At 60.5% G+C, this 18,891-nt stretch carries 16 protein-coding genes and 1 pseudogene; 1 reads left to right on the top strand and 16 read right to left on the bottom strand.

The genetic code is table 11. From position 1 onward, the window contains the following. Nucleotides 1–72: 72 nt before the first annotated feature. From FHT82_RS04515 to FHT82_RS04475, 9 genes are all read right to left on the bottom strand, one after another. Nucleotides 73–1,692, bottom strand: a complete 1,620-nt coding sequence (locus FHT82_RS04515; protein WP_183726685.1) for a GMC family oxidoreductase — start codon at nt 1,690–1,692, stop codon at nt 73–75. Beyond that, entirely contained in the window at nt 1,689–3,218 is a 1,530-nt protein-coding gene (locus FHT82_RS04510) for an FGGY-family carbohydrate kinase (RefSeq protein WP_183726683.1), read from the bottom strand. The genes FHT82_RS04515 and FHT82_RS04510 overlap by 4 nt, the downstream gene beginning before the upstream one ends. A 32-nt stretch (nt 3,219–3,250) precedes the next feature. Beyond that, on the bottom strand, nt 3,251–4,069 hold the full coding sequence (locus FHT82_RS04505) for a class I fructose-bisphosphate aldolase (protein WP_183727298.1): 819 nt from the start codon (nt 4,067–4,069) through the stop codon (nt 3,251–3,253). Next, a complete protein-coding gene (locus FHT82_RS04500; protein ID WP_183726681.1) occupies nt 4,066–5,814 on the bottom strand; it encodes a glycerol-3-phosphate dehydrogenase/oxidase in 1,749 nt (582 codons plus the stop codon). The genes FHT82_RS04505 and FHT82_RS04500 overlap by 4 nt, the downstream gene beginning before the upstream one ends. Nucleotides 5,815–5,827: 13 nt before the next feature. Continuing rightward, nucleotides 5,828–6,823, bottom strand: a complete 996-nt coding sequence (locus FHT82_RS04495; RefSeq protein WP_183726679.1) for an aldo/keto reductase — start codon at nt 6,821–6,823, stop codon at nt 5,828–5,830. Beyond that, nucleotides 6,820–7,824, bottom strand: a complete 1,005-nt coding sequence (locus FHT82_RS04490) for a sugar-binding transcriptional regulator (RefSeq protein WP_183726677.1) — start codon at nt 7,822–7,824, stop codon at nt 6,820–6,822. Before FHT82_RS04490 ends, FHT82_RS04495 begins: the two co-directional genes overlap by 4 nt. A gap of 1 nt (nt 7,825) precedes the next feature. Then, nucleotides 7,826–8,815: an ABC transporter permease gene (locus tag FHT82_RS04485; RefSeq protein WP_183726675.1), complete on the bottom strand. Its 990-nt coding sequence runs from the start codon at nt 8,813–8,815 to the stop codon at nt 7,826–7,828. Nucleotides 8,816–8,843: 28 nt separating this feature from the next. Beyond that, a complete protein-coding gene (locus tag FHT82_RS04480) occupies nt 8,844–10,388 on the bottom strand; it encodes a sugar ABC transporter ATP-binding protein (protein WP_183726673.1) in 1,545 nt (514 codons plus the stop codon). A gap of 72 nt (nt 10,389–10,460) precedes the next feature. Then, nucleotides 10,461–11,492 (bottom strand): substrate-binding domain-containing protein, encoded by a 1,032-nt coding sequence (locus FHT82_RS04475; RefSeq protein ID WP_183726671.1) that lies wholly within the window; start codon nt 11,490–11,492, stop codon nt 10,461–10,463. 237 nt (nt 11,493–11,729) lie between these two features. Between FHT82_RS04475 and FHT82_RS04470 the strand changes: the two are divergent. Further along, nucleotides 11,730–12,206, top strand: a pseudogene (locus FHT82_RS04470) (FAD-binding oxidoreductase); the annotation flags it as partial. Between the two features lie 209 nt (nt 12,207–12,415). Here the strand turns inward: FHT82_RS04470 and ugpC are convergent. The 7 genes from ugpC to FHT82_RS04435 form a co-directional block, all read right to left on the bottom strand. Then, nucleotides 12,416–13,513 (bottom strand): sn-glycerol-3-phosphate ABC transporter ATP-binding protein UgpC, encoded by a 1,098-nt coding sequence (gene ugpC, locus FHT82_RS04465; RefSeq protein WP_183726669.1) that lies wholly within the window; start codon nt 13,511–13,513, stop codon nt 12,416–12,418. Between the two features lie 23 nt (nt 13,514–13,536). Continuing rightward, nucleotides 13,537–13,917 carry a cupin domain-containing protein gene (locus tag FHT82_RS04460; protein WP_183726667.1) on the bottom strand — a complete coding sequence of 127 codons (381 nt, stop codon included), beginning with the start codon at nt 13,915–13,917 and terminating at the stop codon, nt 13,537–13,539. Nucleotides 13,918–13,931: 14 nt separating this feature from the next. Continuing rightward, the gene (locus FHT82_RS04455) at nt 13,932–15,023 is read right to left on the bottom strand and encodes a Gfo/Idh/MocA family oxidoreductase (protein ID WP_183726665.1); all 1,092 of its coding nucleotides are present in this window, start codon (nt 15,021–15,023) and stop codon (nt 13,932–13,934) included. A gap of 2 nt (nt 15,024–15,025) precedes the next feature. Further along, nucleotides 15,026–15,853: a carbohydrate ABC transporter permease gene (locus FHT82_RS04450; RefSeq protein ID WP_183726663.1), complete on the bottom strand. Its 828-nt coding sequence runs from the start codon at nt 15,851–15,853 to the stop codon at nt 15,026–15,028. Further along, entirely contained in the window at nt 15,850–16,812 is a 963-nt protein-coding gene (locus FHT82_RS04445; protein WP_210276653.1) for a sugar ABC transporter permease, read from the bottom strand. The genes FHT82_RS04450 and FHT82_RS04445 overlap by 4 nt, the downstream gene beginning before the upstream one ends. Before the next feature lie 32 nt (nt 16,813–16,844). Next, on the bottom strand, nt 16,845–18,098 hold the full coding sequence (locus FHT82_RS04440) for an extracellular solute-binding protein (RefSeq protein ID WP_183726659.1): 1,254 nt from the start codon (nt 18,096–18,098) through the stop codon (nt 16,845–16,847). An 81-nt stretch (nt 18,099–18,179) separates the two neighbouring features. Continuing rightward, a complete protein-coding gene (locus FHT82_RS04435) occupies nt 18,180–18,845 on the bottom strand; it encodes a GntR family transcriptional regulator (protein ID WP_183726657.1) in 666 nt (221 codons plus the stop codon). Between the last annotated feature and the right edge of the window lie 46 nt (nt 18,846–18,891).

Genomic DNA, 18,891 nt, shown 5'->3' with positions numbered 1-18,891 from the left:
AAAAACCGGCTGAGAAATTCTCTCGCGCTCACAGATCGAGTGGCCTGCGCATCGTCTGGGAGACGCGTTTTCTCAATTGGCGATCATGTCTGCCGCTTTCTCAGCGATCATAATAGCTGGCGAATTGGTGTTGCCTGAGACAATGGTCGGCATGACAGACGCATCAACGACCCTCAGCCCCAAGACACCACGTAGGCGTAACTCTGGATCGACGACAGCATTGTCATCGCTTCCCATCCTGCACGTTCCAACGGGATGAAAAATGGTCGTTGCGATATCCCCTGCCCTTTGGATCAGTTCGTCATCGCTTTGAAACTCGACGCCTGGCAGCATTTCCTTGGGTTCAAATTGCGATATCGCCCTTGTCTGCATCAGCCTGCGCGCATGGCGTATCGATCTTGCGGCAATGATACGATCTCCAGCGGTCGAGAGATAATTTGGCCTTATCTCCGGTGCCGCCCATGCATCCGGCCCTGAGATATGCACGGTGCCTCTGCTTTCCGGGCGCAGGTTGCAAACCGACACCGTAACGGCCGGGTAGCGATGCAACGGTTCACCGAGCCTGTCAGTGCTGAGAGGCTGGACATGGTATTCGAGATCCGCGGTGGCCAAGCTCGGATCGCTCTTTGCAAAGATGCCCAGCTGGCTTGGCGCCATGGAAAGCGGGCCAGAGCGGCGAAGGGCATATTCCAAACCCATGCCTGCGCGTGAAAAGAGGTTGTGATAAAGCACGTTCAAGGTCTCTGCGCCTTCAATGCGGAAGACCGTGCGAATCTGAAGATGGTCTTGCAGGTTTTCGCCGACACCATTCAGCGAATGAATGACGTCAATTCCGGCCGGCTGCAGCACATCGGGCCTGCCGATCCCGGAGAGTTCCAAGATCTTCGGTGAATTAATAGCGCCGGCGGAAAGAATGACCTCGCGGCGGGCGCGCGCTTCATGCATCTTGCCGTTCGATCGAAACCGGACGCCAGTGGCGCGCCGGCCCTCGAACTGCAGCCTTTCCGTTTCGGCACCCGTCAAGACCCGCAGATTGGGCCGCTTCATAGCGGGGCGGAGAAACGCCTTGGTTGTATTCCAGCGCAGGCCACCGCGTTGATTCACTTCGAAATAGCCTGAGCCCTCATTGTCCCCGCTGTTGAAATCATCCGTCTTCGGGATGCCGAGTTCCTCGGCCGCATCTCGAAATGCGTCGAGAACGGGCCATGAGAGGCGCTGACGCTCGACGCGCCATTCGCCGCCCTGCCCGTGCATAGCCGTCTTGCCCCGGTAGTTGTCTTCGGATTTGAGGAAATAAGGCAGAACATCGTCCCAGCCCCACCCGGCATTGCCGGCCTGCCGCCATCCGTCATAATCGGCGGCTTGCCCACGCATATAGATCATGCCGTTGATGGAGGAACAGCCGCCCAGCAACTTGCCGCGTGGGTAAGGAAGCGAACGGCCGTTGAGGCCAGGCTCAGACGCCGTCCTCATCATCCAGTCCGTCCGCGGATTGCCCATGCAAAACAGGTATCCGATCGGAATATGAACCCAGTGATACCGGTCGCTGCCACCCGCCTCGAGCAACAGCACCCGGTTTGAAGGATTGGCGGACAGGCGGTTGGCCAACACGCATCCGGCCGACCCGGCGCCAACGATGATGAAGTCATAGGATCCGGCGTCCGCAATCGCCTCGCTCGAAGCCTTGCTCACTGTGTGGCTCCTGTGACTGGTTCGTTGCGGGAGGCGAGACGACGCCAGATCGGAGTCATCGCCGCGGCGATATCCAGGTAGATGCCGTAACGCCGTTCATAGTGGGCTTCCAGACGCGTGTCCGGAACGTAATGGCGCTCCATCCGCACCATCGCGGCCGCGCCGGCGGCAAAATCCGCGAATATGCCGGTGCCCGTTCCTGCGGTGATCGCTGCCCCGAGCGCCCCGGTCTCACGCGAGCGCGCGATCGATACCGGCAGACCCAGCGCGTCGGCAAATATCTGGGGCCAGATCGGGCTCCGAGAACCGCCGCCGGAAAGCACCGCTTCATTGAAGACGGCTCCCGCCCGGCGCATTGTCTCGATGTGCTGACGGTGACCGAAAGCAACGCCTTCGAGGACAGCGCGCACGAGATGTCCCCTCGTATGCCAGCCGCCAACGCCATAAAAGCCGGCTCGAGCATTGCCGTTCTGCTGCGCCCCATAGAGGAAGGGATGGTAAAGCGGATCATCCGCCGCCGGTTCGATCGCCGCGGCAAGGTCGCCGCAAAGATCGAAGGGAGAGCGGCCGCCGGTCGGAACGTCGGCAAAGAATTCCCGCACCAGCCATTCGAGATTTGCGGCCGAGGTGGCGCTCGATTCGATCGCCATATAGCGCTGCCGGTCGAAGGTGGAAGACATGAAGACCGGCGCAGCCAGCCGGGGCATGTCGATGATCAGCTGATTGATGCTCCAGGTTCCGGCTATGATTGAAGCGGCACCGGTGCGGGTAACCCCGGAACCGATGGCTGAGGCGACCACATCAAAGAGACCGCCAACGACAGGCGTTCCAACGGCAAGGCCCGTCTGAGCCGCAGCCTCCGCGGTGATATATCCCGCAATATCGGAGCTTTCGATGAGCGACGGCAATAGCTCCATGCAGTCACCAAGGCCATAGCCCTCCATCAACGTCCGATCGTAGCGGCGGGCGGCGACATCAAGCAGTCCGCAGCCGGTCATGTCGGACACCTCGCTTAACCGCATGCCGGTCAGGCGGTTGACGATGAAGTCCTTGCACAGGAAGATCGTACCGATCTTGGCGAAGGTTTCCGACCGGTGCCGCTTCAGCCAGGCAAGCAAGGTCGGCGTCTGAGAAGGCCATGGCCGCTGCTGTGCGATCGGATAGGTGCGATCCCCAACGCCCTGCGCCTGCCATTCCTCGACGAGAGCTGCAGCCCGCGTATCCAGCGACTGGATGCCGAGCAGCGGCTGGCCGTCAAGATCCAGGGCATAAAGTCCGTTTCCATGGCCGGCGCAACCGAGCGCGGCGATCTCGCTCGGTTGGATTTCTGCTTGCTCGATGCAGCTGCGAATGACATTGCACGCATTCGCCCAGAGTTCGTCGAGATCGCGTTCCACGTGCCCCGGGCATGGCATGCGGCTATGTCCCTCCGCCAACGCAGCGGCGATTTCATTGCCGGCGCGATCGAAGATCACCGCTTTGATAACGGTGTTACCGGCGTCGAGCCCCAATAGATATTCTGGCATCCGAACCCCTCCCAAGATTCCGCTTTTCACCCTCAGCCGCGCTGATAGAGCGCAAACGCTTCTTCGCCGCCGGCATCATCGTGCACGATTGCCATTAACCCGCGCACGACGGCGCTGGGATTAGCGTGCTGGTAGATGTTACGCCCGTAGACCATGCCCACGGCGCCCTGGCGCATCAAGGCCGCCGATTTGTCGAAGACACCCCGCAGATCCTCCTTACCGCCGCCGCGCACGAGAACCGGGCAGCGGGCCGTTTCCACGACGCGGTGAAAATCTTCGGCGTTGGTGGTCGGGTCCGCCTTGATGATATCCGCCCCCATCTCGCGAGCAAGCCGGGTCAAGGTCACGATCTTGCCGGCGTCGCCATCAACCATGTAGCCACCGGCCTTGTCGACAGGCTGCATGACAAGCGGCTCGATCATCAGCGGCATGCCATATCTGTCACAGTCGGCTCGAACGCGAGCGATGTTCTGCACGCATTGGCGGAAGAGGTCGGGCTCGTCCGGCAGCATGAACAGATTGACCACAATACAGGCCGCATCCATCTCGATGGCGCCGATCAAAGGCTGCTCCTCGTTCTGCAGCACCGCCCACATGTGCCGATGTCGTATACGGTTGTAGGGATTTCCCATATCGACGCGCATGACGAGAGCCGGTTTGTCTCTTCCTGCGACTTCCTGCAGCAAGTCTGCCTGGCCATAATTCATCTGGATCGCATCAGGCCCCGCATCGACGAGAGCCTTGACCACAGCTTGCATATCTTCGAGACCGCTGAGAAACGATGGTTCGTTGCAGACACCATGATCGATCGCCACGTCCAGGCAGCGGCCGCCACTAAACAGCCGGTTCATCCGGACTTTTCTGTTGCTTCGCATTCCATGCTCCTTTGTTCGTTCCGTTCGGAAAGGATCTTTTCTGTGACGCCGTGGCGCTCGCGCAAAAGCGTGAGAAAGCGTTCTCGCTCAACGCCACGCTGCGCAGGCGTCCAAGCCTTGTGCTCCGTCAGAAGATCGAGCACCGCATCCACCATCTGCTGCGAGAGGTTGCCTGATATGGCAAGCGTGGTACGTCTCAGCAGCAGATCATCCAGGTGCTCCGCCGCCTCGTTGCGGATAAGAAAGAGCAGTTCGCGCTTCGAATAATCGGGATGCGGCAAGGGCGCATCCGGCGCCATCGCAATGAAATCGGCGATCGCCTCCGCCTGTGTGCCGTAACGGCCGAAAAGCGTCGCCATGCGGCTGCCAGCAATTCCCTTTTCCGCAGCCATGCGAGCGATCCAGGCAGCACGATCCAGCGGAAACCGGCGCCCGCCGCCGATCGCGCGATCTGTCGTGGAGATGCGGCGTTCTTTGCCCAGCCGCTCCAATGCGAGATCGGCGGCCAGCTCGCCGAATGAACGAAAGGTCGTCCACTTGCCGCCAATCATGCATACGATCGATGGCCCGCCGTGGGCAGCATCCACGACCGTGCAGAAATGATCGCGCGGAATGCGACCGGTGAAGCTGTCCGTGCTGGCTGGCAGCGGCCGCACGCCCGAAAACTGGAAGCTGATCTCTTCCGGCCGGATATCAATGCCGGGGACAACGAACGACAGGGACTGCAGTATATAGTCGCGCTCGTCCGCTTCGCAGCGGACGGTATCGGGATCGGCGACGCGAATGTCGGTGGAGCCGACAAGCACCTTGCCCAGATAAGGAAACAGGATGCAAATCCGGCCATCTTCATTCTCGTAGTAGATCATGTGGCCTGAGAGCGCCTCGTAAAGCGCTGCATTGTCGATAATGAGATGAGATCCCTTGGTTCCACCCATCAGGGATGCCGGTCGTATGTCCGAGGTAAGGAGCGTGCCGTTGGTAATGTCGATCCATCCGCCAGTTGCATTGATGATGAGCGTGGGCTCGATCGTTGCCGAAGAGCCGGTTATGGTGTCGCGGACGAGATAGCGGCCTTCGCCGGCTGCCCGGATATCGCTGTAGTTCAGTGCCCGTGCCTCCGGTCCCGCCGATAAACCGTCCTCCAGCAGTTCGAAGCCAAGGCGTTCCGGATGGCTGACCCAGGCGTCGTAATAGGTCGCGGAACTCTTGATCTGGGGATTGAGCACCGGCCATTTTGCAAGCGTTGTGCGCCGCCCGCGAAACTGATGAGGCGGCATCATCGCCCGTTTGCGCGTGAGAAAGTCGTAGATGCTGAGCCCGGCCTTGATCGCCAGAGCACCGCGGCGGCTTGGTCGCCGGGTCAACCCGAGGAAGCGGACGAGACCGTTGCCGAGACCGGAAAACATGTCGAAGATCGGAACCGTCGTGGGCAGAGGCGCGACGTAATGCGGGGCGTTGCGCAACAGCCGGTCGCGCTCGGCCAGCGATTCCTGAACCAGCTTGAACTCGCCGTTCTCAAGATAGCGAAGGCCTCCGTGCACCATGCGAGACAGTGCAGCGCTCGCGCCGGAACAGTAGTCGTGCTTCTCGACCAGGAGCACATTGAGCCCCTGCAGCGCCAGCTCCCGGAAGACGCTGATGCCGTTGATACCGCCGCCAATGACACACACGTCCACCTTCGGGCTCTGGCGAAGCCCGTCCAAGGTCTCTTCACGATTCATGATGACGATCCGTTTACCTGTCCATGGCGGTCAGTTTTGCTGAAATAGCTGCATCGATGGCTGACTGGTCATTTGCATCCAGCCGTATGGTTCCGGCTCGGGCATTGTCGAGCGCCTGCGCTCTGTTGCGGGCGCCGCAAAGAGCAAAGGTGATACCCGGCTGGGCGAGCGTCCAGGCGATCACCGTCTGCGCGATGCTGGCCTGATGTTTGTCGGCAACCGGCCGGATCGCATCGGCAAAATCCATCACCTTTTCACGGTTTGCGACGGAAAAGCGCGGATTGTCGCGCCTTTGATCGTCGCCGGAAAACTTCCGTTCGGGGCCGATGGCGCCTGACAGAAGACCGAGCGCGAGCGATGAATAGCTGAGGGTCGAAACGCCGTTTGGTCGGGTCAACGGCAATAGATCGGCCTCGATCTCCCTGTCGATCATGCTGAACCGCTCCTGGATGGCATCCAGGCCGCCAGCGGAAATATAGGCTTCAAGATCGGCGGCGCTGACATTGCTGGCGCCGATCGCACGGATCTTACCGGATGTTTTCAGGTCTGCCAGCGCCCGCATCGTCTCCTCGATCGGCGTCGTCGGGTCCTGCCAGTGGGTGATGTAGAGATCGATATAGTCTGTATCGAGGCGCCGCAGGCTCGCTTCAACTTCATGAATGATCGCATCGCGGCCGAGATAGCGGTGAACCGGTCTGGCATCCTGTTCGAAGAAATATCTGCCCTTGTCCGTGTGCCAGACGAGGCCGCACTTGGTCGCAATGACGGCCTTGTCGCGACGGCCTGCAAGCGCCTTGCCGACGATCTCCTCGGATCGGCCGAGCCCGTAGGCCGGTGCGGTATCGATCAGCGTAACGCCGGCATCCAGCGACGCCTGGATTGCGATGATCGATTCCGCCTCATCCGTGCCTCCCCACATCCAGCCGCCAATCGCCCATGTTCCGAGGCCGACAGCCGAAGCGGTGATGCCCGACCTGCCGATCGCGCGTATCAACTGCTGCTCGCTCATGCGCGTTGTCCTTCACCGTTTGCCAGCGCCAGAACACGAGCACCGGTCGCTTCGTCGGTGACCAGCGTATCGAGATGATGACCGCGCATAACGCTGAGGATCGGACCTGCCTTGTTCCGACCGCTTGCCACACCAATCTTCGTCGGGATCGAGGCAAACTCCGGAAGGGTCAGCGAGACCAGTGATCGGTTGAGGCTGTAGTCACAGACACTGCCCCGGTCATCGAGCAGATGCGCGAGCAGCTCACAAGAGGCGCCGGAGCGCTCGATTGCTGCGCGGTCCGTGCTCGACGAGGGGTGCAGATCATAATAGCTGGAGTCATCGGAGAGAATGGAGCCGATGCCGACGACCGCCACCTTGGCCTCTCGCGCGCGCCTGAAGACATCGGCAACAGAACGCATGTTGATCAGCATGTCGCGCTCTGCAGCGCTATCGGCAAAGAGAGGTGCATGGATCTGGAACGAATGACCGCCGAGGCGGTCGGCCATCATAGTCGAAACATGATTTACGTCGGTGTAGTGCTTGCCCTGGACGCAGCCCGTCGCCGGAATGACCTCGACGTCGAAGCGGCGCGGCGGCTGGAGGCCGGCGACGACGGCGCTGACACCCTTGCCGCCGGTGATGCAGATCGTGTCACCGTCGGCAACGTGCTCAAGAAGCAGACGCGCTGCCGCTTCGCCAACCGTCTGCAACGTCGTTTGCGGATTGTCGGACACGGCCGGCACGACGATGGCGCGGCTGATGCCGCCAAGCGCCAGAAGCTGTTCTTCCATGTCCACCAGCGGCTCGACGGGGGATTTGATCTTGATCTCGACCAGGCCGAGCTGGCGGCCGCGCTTGATCAACCGGTTTACCGTGGCGTGCGAGATGCCGAGCTGATCGGCGATCTGTGCCTGTGTCAGACCTTCGAGGAAGTGCAGGACGAGAGCCTGGTGCATCTGGCGCGCGATGACGATTTCCTCGCGGGGCGCAGATGGAGATTTGAGTTTTGCAATCGGCATGTCACGCAGCCTTCCGCTTATGCAGGAAATGGTCGATGGAAACAGCAGTCAGCAGGATGCAGCCTTTGATCATATCCTGCCAATAGACGGAAACATTAAGCAGGATCAGCGAGCTTGTGACCACTGACAAGAGGGCGATACCGAGGATGGCGCCGAGGATCGTGCCGGAACCGCCGCTCAGGGACGCGCCGCCGATGACGGCTGCCGCGATGATATTGAGCTCCATTCCGACGCCAAAGGTGGGGGTCGCAGCACCAAACCGCGACATATAGATGACGCCCGCAACGCCCGACAGCGTGGCGCAGAGGACGGTGACCCAGAATTTTACCTGGCTGGTCTTGATGCCGGAATAGAGCGCCGCCTTCTCATTACTGCCGGTATAGAAAACCTTGCGGAAGGCTGTCGCACGGCGCAGCAGGAAGTCGAAGATGGTAACCACGGCGACGAAGATCAGGATGACGTAAGGTATCCCGTAAAGCGTTCCCTGCCCGACGGCTTTGAACGATGGCGGCAGAGTGAACAGCGAGAGCGGCGTTCCCTGCGTGATGATGAGGCAAAGGCCTCGCACGATCACCATGGCGGCCAGCGACGTGATGAAGTGATTGAGGCCGATGACGGTGACGAAGAAGCCCATGGCACAGCCGACCAGCGCGCTCGCAACTATGCCGATCAGCGACGCGCTCCATGGATCCAGCCCCATCAGGAACAGCGATCCCGATAGAACCATCGAGAAGCAGACGACCGACCCAACGGACAGATCGATGCCACCGACGATCAGAAGGATCGTCATGCCGACGACGACGATGCCCTCCACCGAGAACGACATCAGCATGGCCCTGAAGTTGCCGAGCGTCAGAAAGTGCGGGGAGGCAAAGCTCATCAGAACGCAAAGCGCGAGAATGATGGCGATGAGCCCCGCTTCCCGCATGGTTGCGAACCGCCGCCAGGGAGAAGCGCGCTCCCTCGTCACCCCCAAAGGGTGATCTGTCATTGTCTTATCCCCCGTTTCTGCCTTTTCCTCAAACGGCATGCTCTGATGCCTTAGATGTCGTGAGCGGCTGCGCGCTGATGCCCGATGCGAGCCTCATGATGGCTTCCTCCGTCATCGCCGCCCCTTCGAGCTCGCCGGCGACAGTGCCCTCGCGGATGACGATCGCCCGGTCGCAGAGACCAAGGAGTTCCGGCAGTTCCGATGTGATGACGACGATGCCGATCCCGGAACGCGCGAGATCACGCAGTAGGCGATGAATTTCGGATTTCGCGCCGACGTCGATGCCGCGCGTCGGCTCGTCCATGAGGATCACCTTCGGGTCGATGGCCAGCTGTTTGGCGATCGCGACCTTCTGCTGATTGCCGCCGGAGAGCGACGAAACCGGCATGCCGATGCCGCCCATGCGGACGCCAAGACGACGCGCAAGATCCTGAGCGCGCTCAGCCTCCGTCTTTGCATTCAGGAGCCCGAAAGGCCCGGTCAATGACTTCAGATCGAGAGCGGCTATGTTCTGCGCGATTGACAGGTCGAGAAACACGCCGGAACCCTTGCGATCCTCGGAGAGGTAAACGACACCCGCCCGCACCGAATTCGCATAGGATGAAGCCGAGAGGGTATTGCCAAGCAGTTGAACATCGCCCTGCGTCGTACGTCGCAGTCCGCAAATACCCTCCGCGATCTCGGTCCGGCCGGAGCCTATCAGGCCGCCGATCCCGAGAATTTCACCTTTGCGCAGAATAAAGCTGATATCCCGAAAACGCTTGCCGTCGCCGAGATTGCGCACGGAAAGAATGCTTTCGCCGGTACGCTCCGCCTCGGGCTGCTTTTCCGGATAAAGCTGCGTAATCTCGCGACCGACCATGCGGCGCACCACATCTTCCGCCGTGATATCGGACACGCGGTCAGTCGAAACATATCGCCCGTCGCGAAAGACAGTGACGCGGTCGCAAAGGCTGAAGATCTCCGCCATGCGATGACTGATATAGACGATGGATATGCCGTGGGCTTTCAGGTCTTTGATGATGCCGAAGAGGACTTGGGCTTCCGCTTCGGTCAGCGCCGCCGTCGGCTCGTCAAAGATGAGGATGCGGCAGTCGAGGGTCAAAGCCTTGGCGATCTCGACAAGCTGCTGGCTGGAAATCGGCAGATCGCAGACCTTCTGGCTTACATCAATGGCAGCAAGACGATTCATAACAGCCTGCGCGTCGCGCTCCAGCCTGCCAAAATTCATGAGGGGCGACCGGCGCCGGTTCGTTGCCGCCATGAACATGTTCTCGGCAACGGTCGCATCCGGACAAAGTGCGATTTCCTGATGGACGAGCCCTATTCCCATAGACTGTGCGGCGGCTGGAGACGCGATCTTCGCGGGTGCGCCATCGATAAGGATGTCGCCTTCGTTGGGCTGCAGCACGCCGGCGATGATGTTCATAAGCGTCGACTTGCCTGCGCCGTTTTCACCGCAGAGCGCGTGCACCTCGCCTTTTTCAAGAGTGAATGCCACATCCGTCAGCGCCCTGATGGCGCCAAAACGTTTGCTGACATTGCGCATCTCCAAGACCGGTGGTCGCAGCATGGCATCCTCTCCCTCTGTTCCCTCGCATCGGCCGGCCGGGACCTCGTCATCCCGGCCGACGCTTTGCAAGGCTTACTCCTCGATGCCTTTCGTGCCACGGCGCTTCAGGTACTTGTCCCAATAGAAGTCATCGGCATTATCGGCAGTGACGATCGACAGACCGTTGTCGACGAAGGGGATACTCATCGGGTTGAAGCCGACGCGCTTGGCGTCATTCATCGGATCGATAAGCTCCGGATGCTTGGCAAGCCACAGCAACATGAAGCCCATGTAGCCCTGCATGCCCTGGTTCGGGTTAATCGAGCCAAACACTTCGCCCGCCTTGATCATGTCGAGGATGTTGGCGTTGACGTCCGCACACATGACGAGGATTTTGCCGCCGCTTTCCTTATTGGCCTGGGCCGCGCCGATTGCCGAGTTTGCCTCGGGCATGAACACGGCGTTCAGGCTTGGATGCGCCTGCACCAGGCTCATCAGACCCTGATAGGCCTTATTGGGGTCCTGGTTCGACGCAGCCCGGCCGACGAGCTTCATACCAGGATATTTTGTTTCCATACGAGCGATGAAAGCGGCGATGCGCTTATCGTGATTGTCCTGGCCTGGATTTTCCAGAACGGCATATTCACCCTTGCCACCAAGCTTCTCGGCGATCGCATCGGCAGCGTAGGTGCCTTCGCGCGTATTGTCCGAAGTGATGAAGGAAATGCGTTTGGAGAGCGGCGAGTCCGCCGCGAAAGTGACGACCGCCGTGCCCTGATCGATGGCGCGGTTGATCGGCTCGATGAACGGGTCGGAATTCATTGGATGGACGAGGATGCCTGCCGGATTTTGAGCGAGCGCCTGATCGAATGTGGCGATCTGCTTGTTGACGTCATATTCCGGCGTGCCGGTATAGGCGGTTTCGCAACCCAACTGCCGCCCGGCCTGCTTGAACATTTCATAGACCGGGAACCAATATTCGACGCCCGAAACCATGACGTTCATGACGTATTTTTCACCCGGCTTACAGCGAAACGGATCCTCCGTTTCCGCCGCTGACGCAGCCGTGTTCAATGTCGCGACAGCCAAAACAGCCATCGCTGCCGTGCTCAAAAAATTGCGCAAAAGTTCCTCCTCGGGGCTCTCGCCCCTCCCAAAAGCCGACGGCCTATGCCGCGCCTTGTTCGTGAACCCGGACCTCCTCCTCGAGCCCCGGTAATCATAGTTAGACTGCAACAGGTCGAACTGTCAATATAATTCAAGGCATGAAATATATTTCATGAGCATTCCTGCGATGCGGGATAATTCGTAGAGATACCTCGTTGCAGGCGGATATGCCCCACGGATGACCCCAATGAACTGACGGCTCAGCAACTGCGATCCTCGCCGCAATTCCTGCCGATGGCGTTGGAAGATTCGCACCTGGCGGGTTCGAAGGCTTGAAGAGCGGCCATGAGACGCTTGCCCCTGGCGGCTCGACCGGCCGAGGCCGATGGAGCGCATTCGCAAACTCGATCCAGCGCCGGACCCGGTAACGATCCCCCAGACGCGTGAGCGCGCGCTGGAGCTCTTCCCGAATTGAAGAAGACGAAGATCACCGCGAACTGGGCCGGCTATATCGATTCCATATCGGATGGTGTGTCTGGGATCGGAGAAGCCGAAAGCCTGCCGGGCTTCATCCTCGTCGCCGGCTTTTCCGGCCACGGCTTCGACATCTGCCCCGGGGCAGGCCATCTGATTGCCGATATCGTGACGGGTGCGGGACCTATCGTCGATCCGAAGCCATATCGTCCCCGCCGCTTCAGGGCCTCGGCTTGGGGCAAGGTGGCTGAGTTTTGAGTTCGGTCCAATCACCCTGTGGACTTGAGACTCTGAGGTCCGCCTGCAGTTGTAGTCGAGTTGCAGTTGATGTGAGTAGAACCCGAGACCTCGTCAATTCGCCGTGTGGCGGCAGTTGAGGGGATATGAACCCCGACCCGCAGCGACTGTCTGCGATAATCTATGGTACCGATCGAGGGACGCGCCAATCGTCAGAGCCTCGGCAAAACTCAAGGAAAACGTCTGCTTCGGGCGCCTACTTCGGGAAGACGCCTGCCCGTGGCGGCCGAAAACAGATGTTCGCCGGCCGCCCGCAAGGTGAAGCGGATGGTGTCGCCAGGCCTCACGGCAATTCGCTCGCGAAACAGCATATTGACGTTTTCTTCGCCGATCTGGGCGACGACCTGCGTCTCCGCACCCGTCGGTTCAACGACGACGATCTTTGCCGGCGTCCCCTGGTCGGCGATGAGGAACTGTTCCGGCCTGATGCCGTAGAGGAGCTCTTCACCGGGATCGGCCGTCCCGGGACGCAGCGACAACGGTATGGCGACGCCGCTGTTCGTGCGGAAGATCGAAGGGGCGTCTGCCTGGATGCGGCCCTGGAGCAGGTTCATCGCCGGCATGCCGATGAAACCGGCGACGAAGGTGGTTGCCGGGTGATCATAGATCTCCAGCGGCGTTCCGATCTGCTCGACGATGCCATCGCGCATCACGACGATGCGGTCGGCCATGGTCATCGCCTCGGTCTGGTCATGGGTGACGTACACGGTCGTGATCTTCAACCGCTGGTGAAGCTCCTTGATCTCGGCGCGCATCGCCACGCGCAGCTTCGCGTCGAGATTGGAAAGCGGTTCATCGAAGAGGAAGACTTCCGGATCGCGCACGATGGCCCGGCCCATGGCGACACGCTGGCGCTGGCCCCCGGAGAGATGGCGCGGATGACGGTCGAGATAGGGTTCCAGAGCCAGGATCTTCGCCGCGGACTGCACCCGGCGGCCGATTTCATCCTTGGAGGTGCCGCGCAGCTTCAGGGAAAAACCCATATTCTCGGCCACCGTCAGATGCGGATAGAGCGCATAACTCTGGAACACCATGGCAATGTCGCGCTCTTTCGACGGCAGGTCGTTGATCATGCGGCCGCCGATCGAAAGGCGACCGTCGGAGATTGTCTCCAGGCCGGCGATCATACGCAGCAATGTGGATTTGCCGCAGCCGGACGGCCCGACGAGCACGATGAATTCGCCGTCCTCGATGTCGACGTCGACGCCGTGGATGACAGACAGCGTGCCGTAGGATTTGCGGATATTGTGAAGCGCAATCGAAGCCATGATGTTTCCCCTTCAGACAGCATTCAGGCTGCGCCTTCGCCTTCATGATTGACCGCCGTGCGGGTGCCGGAGGAAAACATGATCAGGGCGAAAAGCGGTTCGGTACCGAGCGCGCGCGCCCAGTGCCTGATGTTGCGCGGAATGCGGATCGCATCGCCGGCTTCGAGCCGGTAAAGGGCGTCGCCGAGCTTGTGTTCGCAACTGCCGGAGACGACGTAGAGGATCTCCTCGCAGTCAGGATGCGAGTGCAGCTGGTTGCGCTCGCCGGGATTGATGCGGCAGGTGCCGAAGGTCATTTCGGCACCTGGCGTGCTGTCGCCGGTGATCTTCCAGTTAAGTTCGCCCCAGCTAGTCGGCATGAATTCGCCGCCGGCTTTCCTGAAAATGATGTCGGTCTCGCTCAAGACTGTGCCTCCGGTCAGAGATTGGAAGTGACGCCGGCATCTGTGCGTCTGTAGAATTCGAAGAGTTTCATGATCTCGCGGGCGATTTCGAGCGTGCCTCTCGTGATCTGCGTGCCAGCAAGGATCGCATCGGTTAGGTGCAGGATTTCGGGCACATAGCCGAGATAGAAGAGGTTGTTGTTATAAAGCTGGCCGAGCGAATGTTCGGGCTCATAGAACAGCGCCGCATTCTCGTCCGGCTGGATGAAGCTTGCGGCACGGCCGTATGACGGCAGGTCCGCCTTGCGGAAATAAGTCAGTCGGCTGCCGTTCTCGACGATGGCGTTGGCCCCCTCGCCGATAATCTCGACCCGCTCGAAAATGCTGCCGCCCGATTGGCCGGCGGCCAGATGCAGTGTGCCGATCGCGCCGGAGCGGAAGCGCAAGCTGGTGACGCTCGCCCCCGTCAGCGCTTCCCATTCATAACCAGCGCGTTCGATCTCGCCACCGAGGAAATTGAGGATCGCGCCCGGATGGTAGATGTGGTCGAGGAAGCTCTGCATCTTCACGAGATCGGCGCGGTTTTCCGGTCTCGGCAGGCTCTGGGGATAGCGGACATTGATCGAGGTCAGCCTGCCGAAGCCGGGCGAACCGATCAAATCTCTAAGTTTCTCGATTGTGGGGAAAAAGGTCTTCTTGAGACCGGTCATCACCATGCGGCCGGCCGCCACGCTTTCCGCCTGCAGCCTTTCGATATCGTCGATGCTTGCCGCCGTCGGCTTTTCCATCCAGACGTGAGCGCCTGATGCAAGCGCGTCGAGCGCCAGATCGGTGGCCTGTACCCGGCCGTCGTGATGATAGGCAGTGACGAGAAAGACCAGTTCCGGCTTTTCTCGTTCCAACATTTCGCGGTGATCGGTATAGGCTTTGCCGGCGCCGAAGAGCTTGGCGAATTTCTCGGCGCGACCGAGATCGAGATCGCAGATGGCGGCGAGTTCCACCGGTGCGTAGCGCAGCGCTGGATAGACATTTCGGTAGGCATGACCGCCGGCGCCGATGAAGCAGGCCTTGATGCGGTGATCGAATTCAAAATTGTAGCGGATTTCCCGCTGGACGTGATGCGACATGGTTAGCCCTTGATTGCTCCCTGCGTCAGCCCCTCGGTGAAGCGGCGCTGCATCAGGATGTAGAGAAGAATGATCGGCAGGAATGAAATGACGGTGCCCGAGAAGACCAGCCGGTAATCGGAAGCGTAGGTGCTGGCGAAACGCACCAGCCCGAGCGGCAGCGTCTGCACGTCGGGGCTGATCAGCACGATCAGCGGCAGGAAGAAATCGTTCCAGGTGGAGAGCGCGCTGATGATGACCAGCGCCTGAACCGCTGGCGTCGAGATCGGCAGAAAGACCTTAGTGAGGATCTGGAAATGCGAAGCGCCGTCGATCTTGGCCGCCTCGATCAAATCGTCAGGTACGCCGATGAAGAAGCTCCGCATCAGGAATATGCCGAAGGGAATGCCGTTGCTGACCTGCACCAGCACGATACCAGCAAGCGTGTTGACGAGGTTCAGTCCGAAGAGCACCTGGTAGAGCGGAATGACGATCGCCTGGACCGGCACGGTCAGGCCGAGGATGAAGGCATAGAACAGCCACTCCCGGCCGGGGAAACGGATCTTGGCAAGCGCATAGCCGGCCGGCGCGCAGGTGATGAGCGACAGGAGGACGACGCCGACGAGATTGATGAGGCTGTTGCCGACGAGGTCGCCGAAGCCACCAATTTGCCAGGCGTCGAGATAATTCCGCCACATCAGATCGGCCGGCCAGGTGAAGGGATCGGCCCGGCCGATCTCGGCCTCGGTCTTGAAGCTCGAGATCAAGAGCCAGACGAAGGGGGCGAGGATCAGGATCAAGACCGGTGTCAGCGCAAGCGCCACCGGCCATTCGCGATTGCGCACACTCATTGGGAAAGCCTCGCGCGCCAGCGGTTGAAGACGATGGTGATGACGATCGCGAGCAGGCTGAGCAGGATGCAGAGCACCGCCGCAAGCCCGTGATCCTGGGACTGGAAGGCAAGCCGGTAGATATAAGTCGTGATCAGCTCGCTCTGATAGAACGGCCCGCCATTGGTCATGACGAAGACCGTGGCGAAGCCCTTGAGCCCGTTGATCATTGCCAGCGAGACGACGAAGGTCATGACCTCGCGAAGCCCCGGCAGCGTCACATAGATCAGCTTCTGGAGAGCGTTGGCGCCGTCCACCTCGGCTGCGTCATAGAGCGAACGGTCGATATTCTGCAGGCCGGCGATGAAGAGCAGCATGTAGAGACCGAAGCCCTGCCACGAGCTTGCGACATTGACGGAGAACAGCACCAACGCGGGATCGGAAAGCCAGCCTTGGGTGAAGGCGCCGAGCCCGATGCGCGTCAGCGCGGTATTCAGCAGGCCGAAGAACGGATCGTAGATATTGGCCCAGATGACGCCGACGACCGCGAGCGAGACCAGATGCGGCAGGAAGAAGGCGGTGCGGAAGAAGACTTGCGTGATCCTGAGCCTGCTAACGGCAAGCGCCAGCAGTAGGCCGAGCCCACCTGCCATCGCCACATGGTAGGCCAGCCAGATGAAGGTATGGGCAAGGCTCTTCCAGACGATCGGATCCTGCGCCGCCTTGGCGTAGTTGCCGGCGCCGACGAAGCTCGCGGAGGTGTTGAAACCGGCGGAGCTGTTGAAGCTCAGCCAGAAGGTGGCGGCGATCGGCAGCAGCGTGAAGACGGCATAGAGCGCGAGCGCCGGCGCCATCAGCCAGAATGCGGTCCTGGCATCGCCATCGGCTGAGATCGACCCCGCCGTTCGTGGTCTGGACATACGGGCGGGCTTGCCGCCCGTATGTCCCGCCACGGCAGGTGCAGTGCTGAGAGGAGCCATGACCTTGCTTCCCGGCGTTTCTGGAATGACCACTATTTCGCCTCTGCCATCTTCGCCTGGATCTGTTTCATGCCATCCTCGCCGCCGATTTGGCCGGAGATCAGGCCCTGGATGACCTGGAAATAGGTGTCGAGCACGGGACCGGGCAGATAGACGCTCGGATTGTAGCCGACGCCGCCGGCGGCAGCCGCGAAGATATCCTTCAACACGGGAGTCGGCGGCTCGACGCCTGGGATTTCGCGCGGGTAGATCATCGTACTCGCCGGATCCTGAGCTCGTTTCTTTATCACTGCGTCCGACAGCATGAAGTCGATCCACTTCATCGCAAGCTCCGGCTGCTTGGAGTTAACAGGCACGAGCCAGCTCCAGCCGACGCCGCCGGTTGGCATCGCCGCCCCTTTGATGTCGGAGGGCATGGGCGCATAACCGGCATTGGCGAGGTCGTAGCCTGCCTTGCGGGCATTAGCGGTGAACCAGGGACCTGCGACGAACATGACGGCGCGCTTGTTGAACCAGAGGCGTGAGGCTCCATCGAGATCGAGACCCGCCATTTCCTTCTTGATGTAGCCCGCTTCGACTAGCTTCTGCAGCCGGACGGCGCCGGCAGCAACTGATGGGTCGTCCCAGGCGATCTCGCGGCGCAGCGCCTTGCCGATCACCTCCTTGCCGCTTGCTGATTGCAGCAAGTTGCCGAAGAGGTGGCCGGCACTGCCCGTCGTGCGCGGGCCGATGGCAATCGGCTGCAGGCCGGTCTCGTCGATCGACTTCATCAGCGCTTCGAATTCGGTCCAGGTCGCGGGGATATTCCAACCTGCCTGCGCGAAAAGATCCTTGTGATACCAGATGCCAAGCGCATCGAGGCCGTCGGGAACTTCATAGATCTCGCCGCCGAACTGACCTTTCAGCTCGGTGTAGAGCCAGGGATAGATCTTGTCCTTCCACCCGCGCTTTTCATATTGCTCGGTCAGCGGCATGACCTGCTTGGCGTTCTTGACGACGCTGATGCGGCCGATGCCCGAATTGGTGAGGATGACGTCGGGACCGGCGTCCGACTGGATCGCTGCCTGTACCGCGCCGTTGCTGATCGTCCCGGTCGGCGGCATGAATTCGACGGTTACACCGGGATTGGCCTTTTCGAAATCGGCCTTGATGCCGTTCCACAGCTGCGCGACCAGCGGTTCTGTGATCTGTTCCGGACCCCACATCTTCAGGGTCTCGGCATGCGCCAACGAACTTGCGGCGATCATCGCCGCCAGCGCCGTTCCGCGGGCAAGAAATTTCAGCATTGTTTCCTCCTCTTGGGGCCGCTCCACGGCCACGTTTTTCGCCTGTCGAAAAGGAGACCTCCCTCTCCTTCATGCATCCAGTCAGCTCGCCGGATTTCCCTTCTGAAAGCGCGCCATGACGGCCTGCTGGACGTCGCTGATATGCGCGTGCATCAACGCCTTGGCGCGAGTTACGTCGCGCGAGCGGAAGGCCTGCAGGATTTGATCGCGCTCCTCGGCTGCCCTCTCGGCGAGATCGCGGCTCTCATTGGCGATCGAGCGGCAGATCTGGATCTGCAGCGCCAGTCGCGCCAGCGTTTCGATGAGCGGCGCACTTCCCGAAAGCTCGGCGATGGTCTCGTGAAATTCCTTGTCGCGGATGCCGTAGGTCGCCATGTCGCCGCGGCGCAGCGCCGCCACGGCTTCGTCCAGGATGCGTTCGAAGCTGGCGATATGCCGGTCGCTCATCTCGGGAACGGCAAGCTCGACGGCGAAACATTCGAGCGTCTTGCGCAGATTATAGAGGTCGTCGATCTCCTTGGGCGTGAAGCTGCGCACAAAGAAGCCGCGATAAGGCTTGATCTCGATCAGCCCTTCCTTGGCAAGCGTGCCGATCGCCTCGCGAAACGGCGTGCGGCTGACCTGCAGGCGTTCCGTCAATTCCTTTTCGTCGATCGACACACCGCTCGGCAACTCGCCGGAGACGATCAGGCGAACGATTTCCTCGTAGATCCGCTCGCGAAGGGTGAGGTGGCGCGGTGCGTTCATGGTCTCCATTTCCGTCTGGCTTTCATGATTTAAGTATGCAATATGC

The organism is Rhizobium sp. BK275 (genome assembly GCF_014193555.1).
GTDB lineage: Bacteria > Pseudomonadota > Alphaproteobacteria > Rhizobiales > Rhizobiaceae > Rhizobium.
This window is presented reverse-complemented; position numbering and strand designations above follow the sequence as displayed.

Excerpts from the sequence above, each read along its gene's own strand:
- FHT82_RS04510 (WP_183726683.1), bottom strand. The coding sequence starts at position 3,218 with ATGCCAGAATATCTATTGGGGCTCGACGCCGGTAACACCGTTATCAAA.
- FHT82_RS04505 (WP_183727298.1), bottom strand. The coding sequence starts at position 4,069 with ATGAACCGGCTGTTTAGTGGCGGCCGCTGCCTGGACGTGGCGATCGAT.
- FHT82_RS04500 (WP_183726681.1), bottom strand. The coding sequence starts at position 5,814 with ATGAATCGTGAAGAGACCTTGGACGGGCTTCGCCAGAGCCCGAAGGTG.
- FHT82_RS04495 (WP_183726679.1), bottom strand. The coding sequence starts at position 6,823 with ATGAGCGAGCAGCAGTTGATACGCGCGATCGGCAGGTCGGGCATCACC.
- FHT82_RS04490 (WP_183726677.1), bottom strand. The coding sequence starts at position 7,824 with ATGCCGATTGCAAAACTCAAATCTCCATCTGCGCCCCGCGAGGAAATC.
- FHT82_RS04485 (WP_183726675.1), bottom strand. The coding sequence starts at position 8,815 with ATGACAGATCACCCTTTGGGGGTGACGAGGGAGCGCGCTTCTCCCTGG.
- FHT82_RS04480 (WP_183726673.1), bottom strand. The coding sequence starts at position 10,388 with ATGCTGCGACCACCGGTCTTGGAGATGCGCAATGTCAGCAAACGTTTT.
- ugpC (WP_183726669.1), bottom strand. The coding sequence starts at position 13,513 with ATGGCTTCGATTGCGCTTCACAATATCCGCAAATCCTACGGCACGCTG.
- FHT82_RS04455 (WP_183726665.1), bottom strand. The coding sequence starts at position 15,023 with ATGTCGCATCACGTCCAGCGGGAAATCCGCTACAATTTTGAATTCGAT.
- FHT82_RS04450 (WP_183726663.1), bottom strand. The coding sequence starts at position 15,853 with ATGAGTGTGCGCAATCGCGAATGGCCGGTGGCGCTTGCGCTGACACCG.
- FHT82_RS04445 (WP_210276653.1), bottom strand. The coding sequence starts at position 16,812 with ATGGCTCCTCTCAGCACTGCACCTGCCGTGGCGGGACATACGGGCGGC.
- FHT82_RS04440 (WP_183726659.1), bottom strand. The coding sequence starts at position 18,098 with ATGCTGAAATTTCTTGCCCGCGGAACGGCGCTGGCGGCGATGATCGCC.
- FHT82_RS04435 (WP_183726657.1), bottom strand. The coding sequence starts at position 18,845 with ATGAACGCACCGCGCCACCTCACCCTTCGCGAGCGGATCTACGAGGAA.